Below are 16843 nucleotides of genomic sequence, written 5' to 3'. Positions count from 1 at the left end.
AGGTTGATGGTACACTAATTTCATTACGTTCCAACGATTCACTAAGGGAGACTTCCTATGAAAGAGACCACGCACACACCCACTTCCACCTTGACGACGGATGAAAAAATCATCCGCTTGATTCAAGGTCTTCACCAGTTACATACAACACCGATGAAAGCAGCACATTATCAAAAACTAGCCATGCACCTGCCCTATCCCTCTTTACAGGAAATTGAACAACGGTTTGGCTCTTGGACCAAACTATTGGAACAAGCGGGCATCGTCAAACCGTTCGAATTGTCAATCGAGGACCATTTGATGCTGAACCGTGCAAAAACCGATACATCCAGCCAAAAACGCTGGAGTGTGAACGAAAGTATCGCTTTTTATATCAAGACGCGTGGCTCGCGCGTGACCATCCGTTCCTACTCGGGGTTACGGGAAAAACACCCGCAGATGGTGAGCGCGAACACAATCATCCGCCATTACGGGACATGGAAACAGGCACTGGCACATTTCCAGTTGTCATCAAACGGTTTTTATTCCGACGAAGATTGCCTGAACGCATTGCGCCAGGCATACAAAGAACTCGGTCCTGACTTAACGAGCCAAGAGTATGTCCGGTTTGCCCGTAAGCACCAAGCCCCTTCCTTGACCCTGTTGATCGAACGGTTCGCGAGTTGGCGGGAAGCCTTGCGGATTCTCGAAGAGACACTCGACTAAAAAACAGTTGATCCTCCGATTCACGCGAGGATCAACTGTTTTTTCATTTTTTAAGTTCATCAGGATTTGATTTGAAAATCTCATGATTCTGTCCTTCTTTGCAATCGGTCAGGGTGAAGCTATTCCCTTGATCAGTTGTTTGTTGCTCAAGGTTTTGACAGATTTCCTTGTCCCGGTCGTCTGTCTGCGAACCATATTCATCACGCGACGAATCGAGTGAATAAATAAACCGTTCCCCGTCATACGTCACATCTTCAAGAATGGCATCGCCTTCCGTCGTATACCCCGTAATCCGGATCGTATCCTGTTTCTGTTGCCCGACTCGCGTTAAAAACGTCTCGAACCGGTCGAGATTGTGCCGTTCCGGTGTCGTGACGATGTCACCGTTTTTGACGGCTTCCTCTGACGGGTAATCATGACTTGCACAACCGGCCAGCATCAGAATTCCAACTCCAAGCAACAGATGGATTCGTTTTCTCATCCCTATTCCCCTTTCAGAGTGTCGTCGCGACGGTCTGTAAATCGTCTGCCGTCTCCGCAATCGATTCCGCGATATGGCGCATCCCTTCAATCGTTCCGGCGACCTGTTCCGTATCCTGCGACAATGTAATGATTTGTTTCGAGACATCGACCGTTTGGCGGGAAATCGTCGTAAAGGCAGTGACGACACGGGTCAGTTCTTCCGTCGTTTGCACGACCGACTGTTCGGTCCCGCTCATCCGCTCCGAGACTTGTCCCATTTTCGAAGTGATTTCCTGGGCGATGCTTGATGCTTCTGACGCGGACCGTTTACTTTCTTCCGCCAGTTTCCGGATTTCCTGGGCGACGACGGTAAAGCCCCGTCCCATCTCCCCGGCCCGTGCGGCCTCGATCGAAGCATTGAGACTCAGCAGGTTCGTCTGATCGGAAATCGCCGTCACCATCCCGGCGATCCGTTCGATTTCGCGTGACAAAAAGGCGAGTTGCGTCATCTGTTCCGTCGTCAGCGTCATCTCTTCGACAACTTGCTCAAACCGTTTCGTTTCCGCCTCGACCAATTCGACACCGTCTGCCGCTTCTTTCGCGGCCTGGGTCAATTGTGTCGCAATCGCCCCGGTCGTCACGGACACCTGCTGGGCATGTCGCTCCATTTCCTGAAAACTGGCGGACGATTGTTGACTCATCGCGGCCAGTTCCTCTGTCGACTTTTGAACGGTCTGTCCGACACGCTGTTTCGCATCCGTGACTGTCTGCCGCTCGGCTTCGACCATCTCCTCATACATCGTCAGGACGATCTGTTGTTCGAGATTAAACAGTTTTCCGGCAGAACGGACAATCCGGACCTGTTCCGATTCAGGTAACGTACTGTCCTCGATTTGCCGGCTCAAGACGTTTAATACTTTTTGGAAAGCGGCGATGTACCACTTATTTTGCAGGCCGATCCGGACATGCCGATCGGCAATCCGTTTTCGGACGTTGATGTAGTCCGGTGTGACCTGTCCGTCAAACATCTGGAGGATATGCTGTGCAAGTGTTCCTTTTAAGCGTTCGAGTGTCGAGTGCCGTTCAATCAGTTGTTTCAGCTCCGGCACCCGGACCAGTTCCGCATAAAACGCATCGACCATCTGCGGCATCCACTCCGCTACATCATGACGGATCAAACGGACGATCTGTAAATCCTCGACCGTCAAATCAATCAACTGGAGTTGTTGCGCAAATGCCGCCCCCGCTTCCAGGCGAACGTGTTCGCGTTCTTGTTGCATCCGTTCTGAAAACGTCATCTCTTGTTGTTTCGTCCACCATTTCACACTATCGATCCCCTTTTTCAATCATCTCATCTTGTATAACGGCTTCATGCTGCTAAAGATGAAGCATTTTCCTTTGAATTCCCAAAATGAATGATCTTTTTTCCAAAAGAGTGACAGCTTTGCATGACTGCTCGAAAAAAACAACCCGTCAGTGACGGATTGTCAGAAACTTTTAGGATACAGTTCGTTGAAGAAGCCATTGATCGAGACGGTGCAATTGTGACGTAAACCCTTCTTTCATACCCATCTCAAGGACCTGTTTTACGGCTTCCTCGGTCTTAAAGTCCGACCGGAACAACACCCGGGTCCGATCACCGATGCTTTCGAACGTCGTCACGTTTTCACTACCGGGAAGTTCTTCCGAGATCGTACCGGACGCATCCGAAAAATAATCGGCATGGGCGTAACGGTGCGGAGCATCAATCTGTCGGAAGATGGCTTTTCCCCAGGATTCCATCCCGAAAAACTCGCCCTGATTTGGATCCTCACAGCGCATACAGTAATGCCAAATACCGCCTTCGACGAAATCAAAGGTCGTGATTTCCGTTTGCCAGCCTTCCGGTCCCCACCAGGCTTCGAGATGCTCTTTTTCCGTGAATGCGGCAAATACCATTTCGCGCGGGGCATCAAACGTCCATTCCATTTGTAAAACGGAACCTTCGACTTTCGTTTTTAGTTTTTCTTGCATCATCGTTCACTCCTTTGGGTTGACTGTGTCCTGCATCTGTTCCAAATAGCCTTCAAGTCGTGTCATCCGGCTGACCATCTGCTGTTCAAACGATTGGCTCCACGCAGTGAGACCTTGGAACGGCTCTGTCCGCAAATGATAGATTCTGCGGTTGGCGGCCGGTTCGATCCGGACGATATCCGCTTCGAGCAAAACTTTCAGGTGTTTCGATGTTTGCGGTTGGTTGAGACGTAACTGCGCCGCAATTTCACCGACCGGTAACGGACCCCTCTTCAACAGTTCGACGATTTTCAAGCGATTGGTATCGGATAAAGCAAATAACGTACGTGCAAGCCCATCTGACATGATTTCCACCTCTTCTGTTTATATATACCCCAAAAGGAATATTCCAAACAAAGAATATATAAAATTGAGCGAAATAGTTGTCAGACGAAACAAACGTACAGTATCGTCAAAGCACAAGAAGCGAGAGCGAGTGTGAAGTCTGATGAAAACCGAATGGCTCGAAGCCTTTCACGTCACGGCGGAAACATCCAGCCTGACGAAAGCGAGTGAACTTTTGCATATGACGCAACCGGCGCTCAGCAAACAAATCAAAAATCTCGAACAGGCGGTCGGCGCTCCCCTGTTCACACGGACGACGAGCGGCGTCTCGTTGACGCCGGCAGGAGAAATCGTCTTCAAAGACGGACAAAAAATTCTCGAACAGCTCGATGACATGCAACGAAAAATTGATCAGTTGCAGGGACAGACGTCGTTCACACTCGGTTCATGGCCGAGTGTCGCCATGTCTTATTTGCCGCAACACTTCGCCAACCATCCAACAGTGGATGGACCGGAACTGAAGATCAAGACGGCCCACACGTATATCGAATTGATGACCGGTCTTGAGCAGCACCAGTACGATGCCGTGTTGCTCGACGACCGGCAGATCGAGCATCCGTATCCGTCGACGCACCTCTATACGGAACCGTTTTTACTGTACTTCCATGAAGCTGACGAACGGTTTGAAGGTTGTGTCGATGTCCGTTTTGATCAGATTGAAGCTTCATCGTTTCTGTCGTTGCCGATCGACTGTGACTCGACGAACATCTTAAAGGCAGCTTTCACCGAGCGCGGCGCGACCTATACCGTCGCTTCGGAAATGGAGTTCGGTTCAAGTGTCCTCGGTTTCATCCGGGCAAAACTCGGGATTGCGATTTTACCGGCGATTTTCCAGGATGGTCTGCCAGCGGAAATCCGGACGTTACCAATTACCGGTTTTGACGTGACACGCGAACTGTCGCTTGTAACACGGGATACGGAACATCATCAGACGTTACTCCGACTGATCGGTCATCCGCGCAACCGTTGATCCAGCCGGCTCCGCAGAGCGTCAATCTCGGAACGGTCAAGCGTCCGATCGTCGACTTCCCCGTAACGAACCAAGTGATTGAGCATCGGATCAATCGTCAACTTTATCCGGTCGAGCCAGTCCTTGACCGTTTCTTCCGGCCGGCGTTTTGATCCGTCCGGTAGCTGCCGGTCAAAAGAAGCAATCAATTGACGGACTTCGGAAACGGAGTCCGTTTGTTGTCGTTGTCGCTCCGGATGCCCGTCAAGCGGTGCTATCTTCGGACGTAAGATTTGCGGATCCCCCTCTTCCGTCGGCTCAAGCAACTGTTTACGCCGGCGGTATCCGAGTAACCGGCGGAACACAAAAACAGATAAGAAGGCTGTGACCAGTGCTCCAATCGGCAACAGAATATCGGGCAAGAATAAGGATGCTCCTTTGATCATCGGACCACTCGGAAAATATTTGATTTTTATCGTCGCGGCCTTCAGCCCTTTCCGCGGTTTGATTTTGTAATGGAATGTGTAGTCCGCCGGTTTGTAAATGTAAGTCGTGTAGACATACCGTTCAAACGCGACGAGCGATGCAGCCAGTACTAAAACGGAGAGAATCATCAGTCCGAGCTTCCGTTCCATGTCGCCCCTCCTTTTTTTACCAAATAATAGCATATCGTCATCAATCCATCATCATTTTTCTTTCTTTTCAGTCAATTTCAGCGTACAGTGAAATTATATTGTCAGATAGGATGTGATCGTATGTACTTACCTTCGTTTCGATTGGATCAAAAAACCGTTCTCGTGACGGGTGCCGGACGCGGGATTGGACGTGCTCTCGCCATCGGGATGGCGGAAGCCGGTGCCGATCTACTACTTGTCGCCCGGACCGAGTCCGACTTACAGGAAACGGCAAAACAAATCGAACAGCTTGGACGGCGCGCCTTTGTCTTAACATGCGACGTGACGGACCGGACACAAGTCCAGGCGACAGTCGACCGTGCCTATACATATGTCGACCGGATTGATGTCCTTGTCAACAATGCCGGAATGAACATCCGCTCGAAAGCACTGGATGTCACCGAGGACGAGTGGGAAACAATCCAGCAGACGAACTTAAAGTCTGCCTTCCTGTTCTCACAGGAAATCGGGCGCCGGATGCAGGACACGGGCGGCAGTATCCTGAACATTGCTTCGGTCGCGGGGCACGTTGCCTTGCGGACCGGTGTCGTCTATGCGACGACGAAAGCAGCTTTGATTCAGATGACAAAAGTATTGGCGCTTGAATGGGGTCCGAAAAATATCCGCGTCAATGCGATCGGACCGTGGTATTTCAAGACACCGCTGACGGAACCGTTGCTCGCCAATCCGTCTTATTTACAGGACATCGTCGACGTGACACCGCTCGGCCGGGTCGGTGAACTGACAGAACTCGTCGGACCGGCTGTCTTTCTGGCATCAGACGCCGGAACATACGTTACCGGACAAACGCTGTTTGTTGACGGTGGGATGACGATTAAAGGATTTTAATTAGAACAAAGCAACAGGGACTTCCGATTTTTATCGAGAGTCCCTGTTTGTCCTTGAGTAGAACAACTGTCTTTTTCATCAAAATGATAAACTTATTGTTCAACGTCATAACCCGGTAGTCATCTGTTTTCGTTGTTAGTTCAAGGACATGATATGTTTTCGTCTTGGCGTCATACGCGTAGTCAATCAAATCATGATCATTGTCATATAGGAGACGGGCTTGTTTCGTCCAATGGTTGATTTCAAACAGACAGTCCATATTGAAAATCAGTTCGGTTTCCCGTGAGAGCATCTGTGTTTTCTCCACCCCGCCTTTTACATGTTGGTTCGTCGTCATCATTTTCGTGTTGCGCTGTTTCTTCGTGTCATAAGACAAGATAGTCAATTTATTATCATTTTCCAGAGAGGTACCATAAATCTTCAGCTGTGAGCCGTTCTGACGTATATGATCAGCATGAATTAACTGTTTGAAGGTCTCCTGGTGGAGAGACTTGAATGATTTTGTATCAAAGGTATGTAGTTTAATGGAGTAATCGATTCCTTTCATATGATCTGCCAGGACATATAATTTGTCACCAGTCACAATCAGGTCTCTACCGAATCCGGTATAGCGTTTCGTTGCACCGATTTTCTTGAAATCCAATGTATATTTCGAGAGTGAAAATTGATTAATCGCCGATAAACTCATTGCGTAGTAAGCATTTTTGTATTTCTTAATCCGGACTGGTCCCGGTTCGACCTGCTTGATTACTTTCTTGCTGTTCTTCAGATCGATGACACGGTCACCGTAAGAACTGTATAACAATCCGTCATGCAGACGATCGGTGCCCCCGAGTGTAAAGTATACCGTTTCAATCTTTTTATTTCCGACATATGTCTCGAACGTTGTTAACGGCTTTGTATAACTTGTCGATACGACTTGAAATGTATCGGTTTGGGCAGAGACCTGATGATTCAATCCAATTGGGCTACTGATAACAGTAGCTGCCAGGAACACCTTATAACCTGTCTGCATATCCTGAACCCCTTTTTATCAAAGCAGTATTGAGAAAAAAACTCTTCTATACAAATAATACCCATTTAATGTCACACGGACTGGTGTGAATCATTAAATGGGTCAATCTGTTTTTAAAACTTCGAATTATTTTTTAACGACCGGACGCATCGTATCAAAAACGGTTTTTGTATCGAAGAACGGATCCAAGACCTTTGTTTTTTTCGCCAAGGCCTGGCGGAGCCGGATCCCGTCGACATTAATCCGCGCCTGGCGGTAATAGTCTTTGCCCAACTGTTTCCAAGCATGTTGCGACGCATCGACGTTATAAAAATAATGAAAACCCTGTTGCGTCAAATAGCGGTATTTATCCCCCGTGTAACCATGCCAATTCTGAATATCACTGCCGAATGGATAGATCAACTGCCGTGTCGTTCCAATCAATGGAGCGACATCACGTTTGTAGCGCGCCGTATCCGCCTGAATCGTCGCCAGACTGACTTTCCCGATCGCGATGTGACCATACGTATGGCTGGCAAACTGCCACCCGTCTTTCTTCAGAGCGGTCGCCGTCGCTTTCGCCTGTTGACGCGCCTGTTCGACTTTAGCAGAGTTGCCATACTGGGCATACGACGACCGGTAACCGAGAACGCCGTTATAGCCCGTAATACCGAGTAATCCTTTTGCGCCGTGGTAAGAAAAATCCGGATGACGGTTAACGAACGCGTCCACGATTGGCACGAGATCGTACGCGCCGTCCGGTTTTCCGGTCATCGAATTCGTGATCCGTCCGTCTTTGACTTTTAACGTCGTCGCAAAACCGTCGCCGATCATGTATTCATAGTAATTAACGTCATCCTGCGACAGGACAAGCGGCTTTTTGCCTTTTGGAAAAGGAAGTCCCTTTTCCGTCATCCGTCCGTCTTGCCACGTCGCAAGATCCGTCGGTCGGACGAGGACATAGTTACGCTGATACAAGGCGGTCAAAATCCGTTCGAACTCACCTTGCGTCACCATATAATCATCGTAACCCTGCTGTTTCCGGTCCCCGTCAAAGGCGCGTTTCGGTTCCGCGATCAAAGAGTGGAAAAACAGGTGCGGGACGGACGTACCGGCTTTAACCGTGCCGAGATTCGCCTGCTTCGCCGCATATTCCTTCCGCTTTTGTTTTGCTTCCGTCGTCTTCAACCGGTCGACAATCCGGATGGCCCGCCCGTAATCATATTGTGCTGCAATGAACTCGGCGCGTTTTAACTCCTGTCTTATGTAGCTCGCGTCTGTCGCTTGACGCTGCACCTGCTTCGGTTTCGTTGCCGATTCGATTGACGGTTGTCCACATCCGCTGACGAACACAATCCCGGCAAGACTTGCTCCGATCCATTTCCTATTCATATGAAACCTCACCCTTTCTCCGACGAACGACGCTCCACTCTGCATACTATTCATATTCCCGATTATTCAGTCGATTAACGGTTTTTATCGGGTCATTCCAGTTCGTTATGCCCCCCATCCAAAGCGGAAGTACACAAACCGGTCGGATGGGTGTTTAATAAGGGACGTAATGAAAACACACGGAGGTGCAACACATGATAGAACAAAATGTAATCAATGGAGTATGGTATGACACAGAGGAAACGATTCCGGTCTTCAACCCGGCAATAAAAGAATTACTCGGACACGTCCCAAGCAGCACAGCAGACGATGCAGCGCGTGCCGTCGATGCGGCAAGTACAGCTTTCGTCGACTGGTCACAGCGGACAGCAGACGACCGCGCTGATAAAATCGATGCCTGGTACCGTCTGATTCAACAACACCGTGATGAACTGGCAGACATCATGACACGTGAACAAGGAAAACCGTTCATCGAAGCACGCGGGGAAATCGATTACGGGAATCAATACGTCCGTTGGTACGCAGAAGAAGCACGCCGGATTTATGGGGAAACAATTCCGGCATCCGTTCCCGGAAAACGGCTATTCGTCGAAAAAGAACCGGTTGGTGTCGTTGCGGCGATCACACCATGGAACTTCCCCGCGGCGATGATCACACGGAAACTTGCTCCGGCGCTTGCTGCCGGCTGTACGGTCGTCCTCAAACCATCGGAAGAAACACCGTATACAGCACTTCGTCTTGTTGAACTGGCGATTGAAGCCGGTATTCCGGCTGGTGCGATCAACGTCTTGACGGGGGACGCAGCAACAATCAGTGGTGTCTGGCAAGCCGATTCCCGCGTTCGGAAAATCACGTTCACGGGCTCGACAGCTGTTGGTAAATTAATCATGCGTCAAGCGGCTGATACAATGAAAAAATTATCACTTGAACTCGGTGGTCACGCTCCGTTCATCGTCACGGAAAATGCGGATCTCGACAAAGCCGTTCAAGGTGCCATCCGCTCGAAATTCCGCAACGGCGGTCAAGCTTGTGTCGCAACGAACCGCTTTTATGTCCAGGCATCGGTTCTCGACGCCTTCACTGAAAAATTCGTCGCCGAAGTCAAGCGGTTGAAAGTCGGTAACGGGCTCGATGCGGATTCGACGATCGGACCGTTGATCAATGCGAAGGCTGTCGCCAAAGTCAAAGCACATATTGACGACGCCGTCGCTAAAGGCGCAACGATTTTAACAGGCGGTACGATTGATGATTCAGTCGGTTACTTCGTCGAACCAACTGTCCTCGGTAATGTCACGGAAGACATGATCTGCATGCAGGAAGAAACGTTTGGTCCACTCGCTCCGATCTCCGTCTTCGAAACACTCGACGAAGTCATCAAGCGGGCGAACAACACACCGTACGGTCTTGCGGCATATGCGTTCTCGGAAAAAATCGACGAAGCGCTTCAACTCGGTAAAAAACTCGAGTACGGCATCGTCGGTCTGAACGACGGTGCACCATCCGCTGCCCAAGCACCATTCGGCGGTTATAAAGAAAGTGGACTTGGTCGTGAAGGCGGCGTCTACGGCATCGAGGATTACCTCGAAGTCAAATACCTGTCACTCGCTTAATCGTAAAATCGGGCCGACTCATAAGTCGCTTCAAAACTACTAAAATGGCCGATGATTCCTTCTTTCCACGGAATCATCGGCCATTTCTATTCAAATTAATGAATAACACACAAAATTATCCGCATTTAAACCCTCTATATTTATTATGAGAATGAGGAAATCCGCTTGTAACAAGATGCATTCATTTAAGGTAATCCAAGTCCTATCTATCAAATATAGATAGCGCAAATGGAGCTCAGATAGTTAATTTATAAGATGCATCAACATCTCATAAGAGTTATTCTTCGTATATTTCAAGAATATGGTCTACTTAAAAGAGTACATCATATTCGATTTATTTTGGGAGGGTGTCATGAACACGACATCCTCAAGCATGTTCAATAGCTTACAGGAATGGATAGCCACGTCCTTCCATGTGAGTTCAACTGGAAGCTCTCCTTCCGTGAACCGATTCAATGATTCTACTAGAAGACGGGTCGTACGAGGTTCCTTGTTATCAAGGAGTATCTGCTTCACACGAGACGAATAGGCGGTACGTCCGACGTTCGTACGTTCTCGATTCAACTCCTTCTTCATCCCCTTCGTCAATGAGGTGATGTTGTAAGAGAAGAGGAAGTCCTCCTCCGCTGCGACCTTCACGCCATTGATGTAGATATTCGCCGTATGACCATGCTTTTCTAAGATTTGACCGTATTGAACGGTGGAAAGTACCTGCTCATCACTGAAGAGTAGAAAGAGTCGCTTCGCTTTCTGGATATCCTCTTCGGATATATTCGAGAGGATGAATTCCGTTCCCTCGAACGCATCATCGAGAGATGGCTCGATATAGGCATGGAGCGTCATGACATCCTCGAACGCATGTTTATTGCTTTTTCCTAAGGTGAACCGCCCGTGTCTCGATAGAATCTCAACACCGACATCATGACGATCAAACGTCGCCATAGCATCCTTCAACCCGACACCAAAACGCCCGATTAGATTCGGATGGTTCAACTTCTCCTGGTTCTCATTTTGCGTGAAGTGCACGTACTGCAAGCCTCGGCCATAATCACGAATGCGCCAATTGCCATCCGAATCACATTCGATACGGATATCTTTTGATCGTGTAAGGACCTGTTCGTCTAATGCATTGGCGATAATTTCTCGAAGAGCATGATAGACTTCCCAGTTTTCGAGTACCTGCTCAATATTCAGGTCGAACTTTTTCAATGTGTTTCACCCTCCTTTGTTTTTTCTCAGATTTCGAAATATTTTCTCTTAAAGAACGATAAGTGTTAGAGAACGTGATTTCCTGAAACGACTGCGAACGGATGTTCAAAACACTAAGGTTTTCCGAATACAATAGAGCTACTTTTAAATGGATAAACATTCAAGTTTCTCAGCATTGATCTTATGACTATGTATAATAAGAAAATACTGCACCATTCTTTGGATTTACCAAACAAAGTGCTATGCTCTACATCTTTCAACTAGACGGTTCATCATTAGTTCAATATGGTGTGAATGATCGATATATGTCTGAAGATGTTTACCTAAAGACCATTCACAATACACTATCGACCATCTCTATCCTCTGCTTTCAATAAATCAGTGAAGATGACAATCGAAGTGATGAGCGGACCGTCTCTCTATATCGTAATAGATCGTGCCCCTACAAAAATACTCCCTCCTTCCATTTCGACCTGCCACTGTGAAGGGTCCGATTCTGTTCCGCTAACAAGAATGTCGACGGTGCCGGGGCGATTCATCTCGTGTCCTTGTTCAATTCTGATTGTCTCCGTAGACAGCGGATTAATAAACAGGCGATGATAGACCCCCATCACGCCACTTGATGTCCCAGTGACAGGGTCTTCAACCGTTCCAGCACCGGATGCGGAAAAGTGTCGACCATGCAGATGAACGGATTGATAGGTCTCGAGACAAATCGGATGTATGGATGCAGTAGGAAATGCCGTCAATACCTGCTGGAAACGTTCATTGTCTGGCCGCATCCTCTTGAAATCTATCAACCGGCGGATGGGTAAAATGAGTGTCCAGTTTCCTGTGCTGCCATAGACAATTGGTAGACGATCATCGAGATGCTTGATGTCTAACCCGATGGTTGCGAGTATGGGACGGACTGCTCCTTGGAACGGAACGATTTGTGGATTCCCTTGCCGCAACCGGAATCGGGTTTTTACAGCTGCCTGTTTTCCTTTTAGAATACCGGCTTGTGTGTCGATCGTGAATTTCTGCGGTAACTGACTAGCTTGTGCTAGTGCCGTCAATGCAGCAATCGTCCCGTGACCACAAAGATTCATCTCCTTGCCAGGCGCGAAATAACGCATATTCCACGTCGCATTGATCGAACGTTGTACAAATGTCGTCTCAGTGAATCCAGCAAAACGAGCAATCAATTGCATCTGTTGATGCGTCAGATGTTCTGCTTGTAGGACGACCCCGGCTGGGTTACCATGACCGGGCGTTTCCGTGAAGACATCATAATGGAGGACGGTTACGTTCATTAAACTACCTCCTCGTTCACTAAAATTCGTTCTCCAAACGGTAAAACCTCTTTAAAATGTTCGTCTTGTACCGAGACCGTCTCTGTATAACGATGGAATCTTTCTACACATTCAGGCTGCACGACGGATTTTATTACTTGAGATAGAATCAATCGACCAATCAGATTGACCATTGATGTTCTACCGTTGGACAAGTATCGAATCAAACCACAATCAAGCATAATGATTCGGTTGGCGTATAGGAAGTGCTCAATCTCCAACTTTTCATAAATCCATTTCCACGTCCCGAATCCAGTGACGTCAAACTTTTTTTCTCGCGAATTCACTATTAAAGAAAAATCTGATATGCCACTTTTTATAAAAGCAATTATCATAAGTCATCAACCCTTTCCATTTCTTAGTATGTTTCGAGTATACGAAATATTGACATCGGATGTAAAAAAAGCAAGGACAGAACGTCCTTGTCTCAGTTTGATTGCATTTTGTTCGTTTCTTCCTTCTCGTAAATTGATTCGTCGTAATCGATTGGAAATTTAAAAAGCGGAGTATTATACATATACGCATATCAACTTTTTAGATGAGATCGTTTTTTGGGAGCCATGTCCCATGTAATGAGATTGATGTTTAAAACATGAGCAGTACATCTGACAATACGGTTTGCCGCGAAAGTAGGAGTGAATAATTCTTTTAAAATGTCGCGGCTCTTCAATACTGCCGCCACAAAAAATTTTACCCTTAGTATATAGTTTTCTGCCGGCCCTGTATTATTTTAATAAATCAACGGCTGTCTTTTCCCATCGGAAAAATTAAACCGAACCGTTCACTTTCATTAGCCAATTCCCTTGATCATCTTGATCACTTTCGATTGCGCTCGATTCTGAACAGGACATTTCATTGACCCAATAGACTTATAAATCTAGATACGAGATGTGGAGATAGAAATGTTCATTCCATGATCAGTAATCAAATGAAATATTCCATCAACGCTTTACTTCAACATTGTTCAGACCTGTTCTTAGATGTAGTTTTTTGCTTAGATCAATATATCGATGATGCATTTAACTTCCTACATGCATTTCCTCACCTCATGTATTCTCGATAGCCGACTTACGATCCTTTTCATTATCTTCAATTTAAAAAAAGCGGATCACATCGAAGTGATCCGCTTTAGAACGTAAACCGTTTTATTATCAAACTGTTCGCTTCGTCAGAAAAATACTAGACTAAATTAAACAGTAAGAAATTTTTATAAAAAGAAAATATATATCTGAAATTTAATATTTACTTACTGCCACATTGCATAAATGGTTTACAACATATTTTTCAATATCATCAAGCATGTCCATCAATTCAGAATAACTTGTAGCTTTAGCATATACGTGGCCCAAAAAATGAGAATTATCCTGGATATTGTTAGTAATTTTATCGCCTGATTTTACATTGAAAAATAAATCAATAATCTTTGTATTGTATTTTTCTTTAATATAGGTATTCAAATTTTCAAAGTTAGTTTCTGGGATTATCATTTCCTTATCTGCTCTGAACCATCTGAATCCAACAACATTCTCATTTAGAAGGTTTGTAGAACCATTTTCTTTACTAGTATTATCCTCAACTTTAGAAAGGCTTCTCATCCACTCTTCATATGAGCTTTCTAAAGAATCGTACAATTGTTCGCCAAATAAGAACACTTTAGCTCCGGCAGGTCTACGGTTAGGTTCTACACAAGAAATCGTATAGTCTTTATTAATGAAAAATTCATGATGATTAGCCCCATTTACTGATCCGATCATATTCTTTACTGCTCTACCTGCTTCAATAAGTCTATTGTACATTTCTTTTGACAATGGAGCAGGTGAAATGTGATTATATTCTCCTTTAAAGCGCCCATCTGTTGTCTTTTTTTCTGTTATCCACTCATAACTTCCTACAGCGTCATAACTATATTCGTGCAGACCATCGATTAATTCTTCACACAGAACTCCATGAGGGACATATTCATGGAAAACATCTAACCAATAGGTTAAATCTTCGATACTGCTAATCATCATACAACCTCTACTATTTCCTTCAGAGTTAGGTTTGATAAAAAACACCTTATGTTTTTCATAAAAAGATTCAATACCTTCTCTAGTTGTCGTATATAGATAATCAACTTTTTTATACCAATTTGGCAATTCAGTTTGACTTTCAATATTTCTAAATTTTGATTTTTTTATGCAGGCTTCTGCCATTTCCCCACCTTGGTCCCCTGGTAATGAGAAATGTTGAGCTAATAATGAACCTAAAGGAACTCCTCGGTCAGAAAACGGAAGTACACCAATAAGTTCAAAATCATTTTTTTTAAGGTAACTCGTAATAGGACCGATAGAATTTCCTAGTAAATCAACTTCAATAGTGTTTGAAATCAAATTTTTATCTTCTTCAGTAATAATATCTTTACATAAAATAATGTCCGCATCATACACACTACATGCGATATTTTTTATTGTGTTTACATCGTTTATTCTTGTATTATTATATCCCATTACAGCAAAAGCTTTTTTCACATTTAACACTCCCTATTGATAATATTAATTAAGTTGTAGTTTTGGTGTATCAATTACAGAGGTACACACTTGATTCTTTTCTTTTTTTAAGATGTAATTTTTATTTACATCCAATTTATCTAGATAGTCTTCTCTATAATGAGATCCTCTAGATTCATTTCTTAAAAGTGCTGCTGTAACAATCAATTCAGAGGTAAATAACAAATTTTTATAGTCTAAATATATTTGATATGAATTCTTAGTAGGAAGACTAGTTAAGTCATAGCTATGTGCTTTCAATGATTTTAAGTATGCTAAACTATCTTCTAAGCCTTTTTTAGTCCTAACTGGCCCAACATTTTTATACATAACTTCTTTTAATTGTTTAAAATCAGAATATAGATCGCCTTTTACCAGACCGTTAATTTTATAGTTAACCGTTCTTTTTGATAACATAATTTCTTCCATATCTGTATTGCTAATCAAACTTAAAGTATAATTAAGGGCTTCTGTCCCAGCTATTTTACCAAACACTAATGCTTCAGTGAGTCCGTTACCACCTAATCTATTTGCACCATGAACACCACCTGCACTTTCACCAGCGAAATAAATACCAGAAATATTTGTTTCACATTTCGAATTGATTTTTACACCACCCATCATAAAGTGAGCAGTTGGCTTTATGAAAATACTTCTGTTTTCTTCGATATCATATCCCGCCTGAACTAATCGCTCTTTTAGAGCAGGATATGAATCGATTATTTCTTCATAGCAATCAGACAAATCTAATTCTACTGATCCATTTTCGAATCCATTGCCCTTCATAATTTCCATGTATATACCTCTGGATACTTTATCACGTGTCGCACATTCTCCTAAAGGATTATAAGAAAACATAAAACGCTCTCCATTTTTATTCTTTAACTTTGCACCTGAAAATCGTAAAGATTCTTCAAATAATGAACCATTGTATATCGGATTGTCTGATACTAATCCCGTTGGATGAAACTGTACAAATTCCATGTCAATTAAATCAAGTCCCATCTCGTAAGCAAGATTTAGGCCATCACAAGTTTTATCTTCTGAAGATGCTGTCGGTGCATACATACTTGCTCCACCACCATCAGCAAAAATGATTGTATGCGTTTTGATTTCAAGTAGCTCATTAGTACTCACATTGATAAAAGTCAATAAATGCTTGTTTTCTTCATCAATATTTGTCTCAACTTCTACTACTCGTAAACCTTCTAAAATTGTCAGTTGTCCAGTAGTTATCAGATTGTTCATTTGATTATTTAATGCTTTTACAATGTAATATCCTAATCTGTCTTCTACAAAAACAGCTCTTGAGATCCCGTTTCCTCCAAATGGTTTTTTTTGTATGGTTCCATCTTCGTTTCTATCTAAATTCACACCAATTTCTTCTAAAAAATCAACGATAAGCGGAGCTTCACTGCAAAGTACTTCTACTAATTCTTCATTAGCTAGATAATCAGAACCAATCATAGTGTCAACTATATGATCTTCTACTCTATCTTCTCCTAAAGCAACATTAAACGCATGAGTTTTCCAGCTACATCCTCCGTTACTCTTCCAACTGTATTCATTATTTGAATAATAATTTTTTGTAACTAAACTAACCTTTTTATTTTCCTTACATGCATAATAAGCAGCCACTAAACCTGTAATACCAGAACCAATAATAACCATTAATTAACTCTTCCTCTCTATTTTTAAATACTTTTTGAATATACATCCAATAAAAGTAAAAATAAATAC

15 protein-coding genes are annotated in these 16843 nt (G+C 44.6%); 4 read left to right on the top strand and 11 right to left on the bottom strand.

Translation table 11 applies throughout. The features are described from left to right. Nucleotides 1-57 precede the first annotated feature (57 nt). Nucleotides 58-705: a homing endonuclease associated repeat-containing protein gene (locus tag P404_RS0116070; protein ID WP_026831336.1), complete on the top strand. Its 648-nt coding sequence runs from the start codon at nucleotides 58-60 to the stop codon at nucleotides 703-705. Between the two features lie 43 nt (nucleotides 706-748). On the opposite strand, the gene P404_RS0116065 is transcribed toward P404_RS0116070, so the two are convergent. From P404_RS0116065 to P404_RS0116050, 4 genes are all read right to left on the bottom strand, one after another. Further along, entirely contained in the window at nucleotides 749-1186 is a 438-nt protein-coding gene (locus P404_RS0116065) for a DUF4362 domain-containing protein (protein WP_026831335.1), read from the bottom strand. 13 nt (nucleotides 1187-1199) lie between these two features. Continuing rightward, a complete protein-coding gene (locus P404_RS0116060) occupies nucleotides 1200-2492 on the bottom strand; it encodes a globin-coupled sensor protein (RefSeq protein ID WP_026831334.1) in 1293 nt (430 codons plus the stop codon). A gap of 172 nt (nucleotides 2493-2664) precedes the next feature. After that, on the bottom strand, nucleotides 2665-3180 hold the full coding sequence (locus P404_RS0116055) for an SRPBCC domain-containing protein (protein ID WP_034774715.1): 516 nt from the start codon (nucleotides 3178-3180) through the stop codon (nucleotides 2665-2667). Nucleotides 3181-3186: 6 nt separating this feature from the next. Continuing rightward, nucleotides 3187-3525 (bottom strand): ArsR/SmtB family transcription factor, encoded by a 339-nt coding sequence (locus P404_RS0116050; RefSeq protein ID WP_026831332.1) that lies wholly within the window; start codon nucleotides 3523-3525, stop codon nucleotides 3187-3189. A 142-nt stretch (nucleotides 3526-3667) separates the two neighbouring features. Between P404_RS0116050 and P404_RS0116045 the strand changes: the two genes are divergently transcribed. Further along, nucleotides 3668-4534, top strand: coding sequence for a LysR family transcriptional regulator (locus P404_RS0116045; protein WP_026831331.1), 867 nt, complete (start codon nucleotides 3668-3670; stop codon nucleotides 4532-4534). Here P404_RS0116045 and P404_RS0116040 read toward each other — a convergent pair. Next, nucleotides 4516-5148: a hypothetical protein gene (locus P404_RS0116040; RefSeq protein WP_026831330.1), complete on the bottom strand. Its 633-nt coding sequence runs from the start codon at nucleotides 5146-5148 to the stop codon at nucleotides 4516-4518. The two genes, P404_RS0116045 and P404_RS0116040, sit on opposite strands and share 19 nt — an antisense overlap. A gap of 120 nt (nucleotides 5149-5268) precedes the next feature. Here P404_RS0116040 and P404_RS0116035 point away from each other — a divergent pair, with 120 nt between their 5' ends. After that, nucleotides 5269-6036: an SDR family NAD(P)-dependent oxidoreductase gene (locus tag P404_RS0116035; RefSeq protein WP_026831329.1), complete on the top strand. Its 768-nt coding sequence runs from the start codon at nucleotides 5269-5271 to the stop codon at nucleotides 6034-6036. On the opposite strand, the gene P404_RS17820 is transcribed toward P404_RS0116035, so the two are convergent. Both P404_RS17820 and P404_RS0116025 read right to left on the bottom strand, forming a co-directional pair. Continuing rightward, nucleotides 6023-7051 carry a hypothetical protein gene (locus tag P404_RS17820; RefSeq protein ID WP_201770349.1) on the bottom strand — a complete coding sequence of 343 codons (1029 nt, stop codon included), beginning with the start codon at nucleotides 7049-7051 and terminating at the stop codon, nucleotides 6023-6025. The genes P404_RS0116035 and P404_RS17820 overlap by 14 nt on opposite strands. Before the next feature lie 126 nt (nucleotides 7052-7177). Beyond that, the gene (locus P404_RS0116025) at nucleotides 7178-8422 is read right to left on the bottom strand and encodes a polysaccharide deacetylase family protein (RefSeq protein WP_026831328.1); all 1245 of its coding nucleotides are present in this window, start codon (nucleotides 8420-8422) and stop codon (nucleotides 7178-7180) included. Between the two features lie 194 nt (nucleotides 8423-8616). On the opposite strand from P404_RS0116025, the gene P404_RS0116020 reads away from it, so the two are divergent. Next, nucleotides 8617-10032, top strand: a complete 1416-nt coding sequence (locus P404_RS0116020; protein WP_026831327.1) for an NAD-dependent succinate-semialdehyde dehydrogenase — start codon at nucleotides 8617-8619, stop codon at nucleotides 10030-10032. 306 nt (nucleotides 10033-10338) lie between these two features. Here P404_RS0116020 and P404_RS17815 read toward each other — a convergent pair whose 3' ends face one another. The 4 genes from P404_RS17815 to P404_RS0115995 all read right to left on the bottom strand — a co-directional run bounded on the left by P404_RS17815 (nucleotide 10339) and on the right by P404_RS0115995 (nucleotide 16774). Further along, the gene (locus P404_RS17815) at nucleotides 10339-11241 is read right to left on the bottom strand and encodes an ATP-binding protein (RefSeq protein ID WP_051590538.1); all 903 of its coding nucleotides are present in this window, start codon (nucleotides 11239-11241) and stop codon (nucleotides 10339-10341) included. A 419-nt stretch (nucleotides 11242-11660) separates the two neighbouring features. Next, the gene (locus tag P404_RS0116010; RefSeq protein ID WP_026831326.1) at nucleotides 11661-12536 is read right to left on the bottom strand and encodes a PhzF family phenazine biosynthesis protein; all 876 of its coding nucleotides are present in this window, start codon (nucleotides 12534-12536) and stop codon (nucleotides 11661-11663) included. 1274 nt (nucleotides 12537-13810) lie between these two features. Then, complete coding sequence (locus tag P404_RS0116000; protein ID WP_026831324.1) at nucleotides 13811-15085, bottom strand: ATP-grasp domain-containing protein; 1275 nt, start codon at nucleotides 15083-15085, stop codon at nucleotides 13811-13813. Nucleotides 15086-15109: 24 nt separating this feature from the next. Next, complete coding sequence (locus P404_RS0115995; protein ID WP_026831323.1) at nucleotides 15110-16774, bottom strand: FAD-binding protein; 1665 nt, start codon at nucleotides 16772-16774, stop codon at nucleotides 15110-15112. Nucleotides 16775-16843 lie beyond the last annotated feature (69 nt).

The organism is Exiguobacterium antarcticum DSM 14480, assembly GCF_000685865.1.
Classification (GTDB): domain Bacteria; phylum Bacillota; class Bacilli; order Exiguobacteriales; family Exiguobacteriaceae; genus Exiguobacterium_A; species Exiguobacterium_A antarcticum.
The sequence above is the reverse complement of the archived record's forward strand: the minus strand, read 5'-3'. Positions and strand labels throughout refer to the sequence as shown.

Excerpts from the sequence above, each read along its gene's own strand:
- P404_RS0116070 (WP_026831336.1), top strand. The coding sequence starts at position 58 with ATGAAAGAGACCACGCACACACCCACTTCCACCTTGACGACGGATGAA.
- P404_RS0116065 (WP_026831335.1), bottom strand. The coding sequence starts at position 1,186 with ATGAGAAAACGAATCCATCTGTTGCTTGGAGTTGGAATTCTGATGCTG.
- P404_RS0116055 (WP_034774715.1), bottom strand. The coding sequence starts at position 3,180 with ATGCAAGAAAAACTAAAAACGAAAGTCGAAGGTTCCGTTTTACAAATG.
- P404_RS0116050 (WP_026831332.1), bottom strand. The coding sequence starts at position 3,525 with ATGTCAGATGGGCTTGCACGTACGTTATTTGCTTTATCCGATACCAAT.
- P404_RS0116045 (WP_026831331.1), top strand. The coding sequence starts at position 3,668 with ATGAAAACCGAATGGCTCGAAGCCTTTCACGTCACGGCGGAAACATCC.
- P404_RS0116040 (WP_026831330.1), bottom strand. The coding sequence starts at position 5,148 with ATGGAACGGAAGCTCGGACTGATGATTCTCTCCGTTTTAGTACTGGCT.
- P404_RS0116035 (WP_026831329.1), top strand. The coding sequence starts at position 5,269 with ATGTACTTACCTTCGTTTCGATTGGATCAAAAAACCGTTCTCGTGACG.
- P404_RS17820 (WP_201770349.1), bottom strand. The coding sequence starts at position 7,051 with ATGCAGACAGGTTATAAGGTGTTCCTGGCAGCTACTGTTATCAGTAGC.
- P404_RS0116025 (WP_026831328.1), bottom strand. The coding sequence starts at position 8,422 with ATGAATAGGAAATGGATCGGAGCAAGTCTTGCCGGGATTGTGTTCGTC.
- P404_RS0116020 (WP_026831327.1), top strand. The coding sequence starts at position 8,617 with ATGATAGAACAAAATGTAATCAATGGAGTATGGTATGACACAGAGGAA.
- P404_RS0116010 (WP_026831326.1), bottom strand. The coding sequence starts at position 12,536 with ATGAACGTAACCGTCCTCCATTATGATGTCTTCACGGAAACGCCCGGT.
- P404_RS0115995 (WP_026831323.1), bottom strand. The coding sequence starts at position 16,774 with ATGGTTATTATTGGTTCTGGTATTACAGGTTTAGTGGCTGCTTATTAT.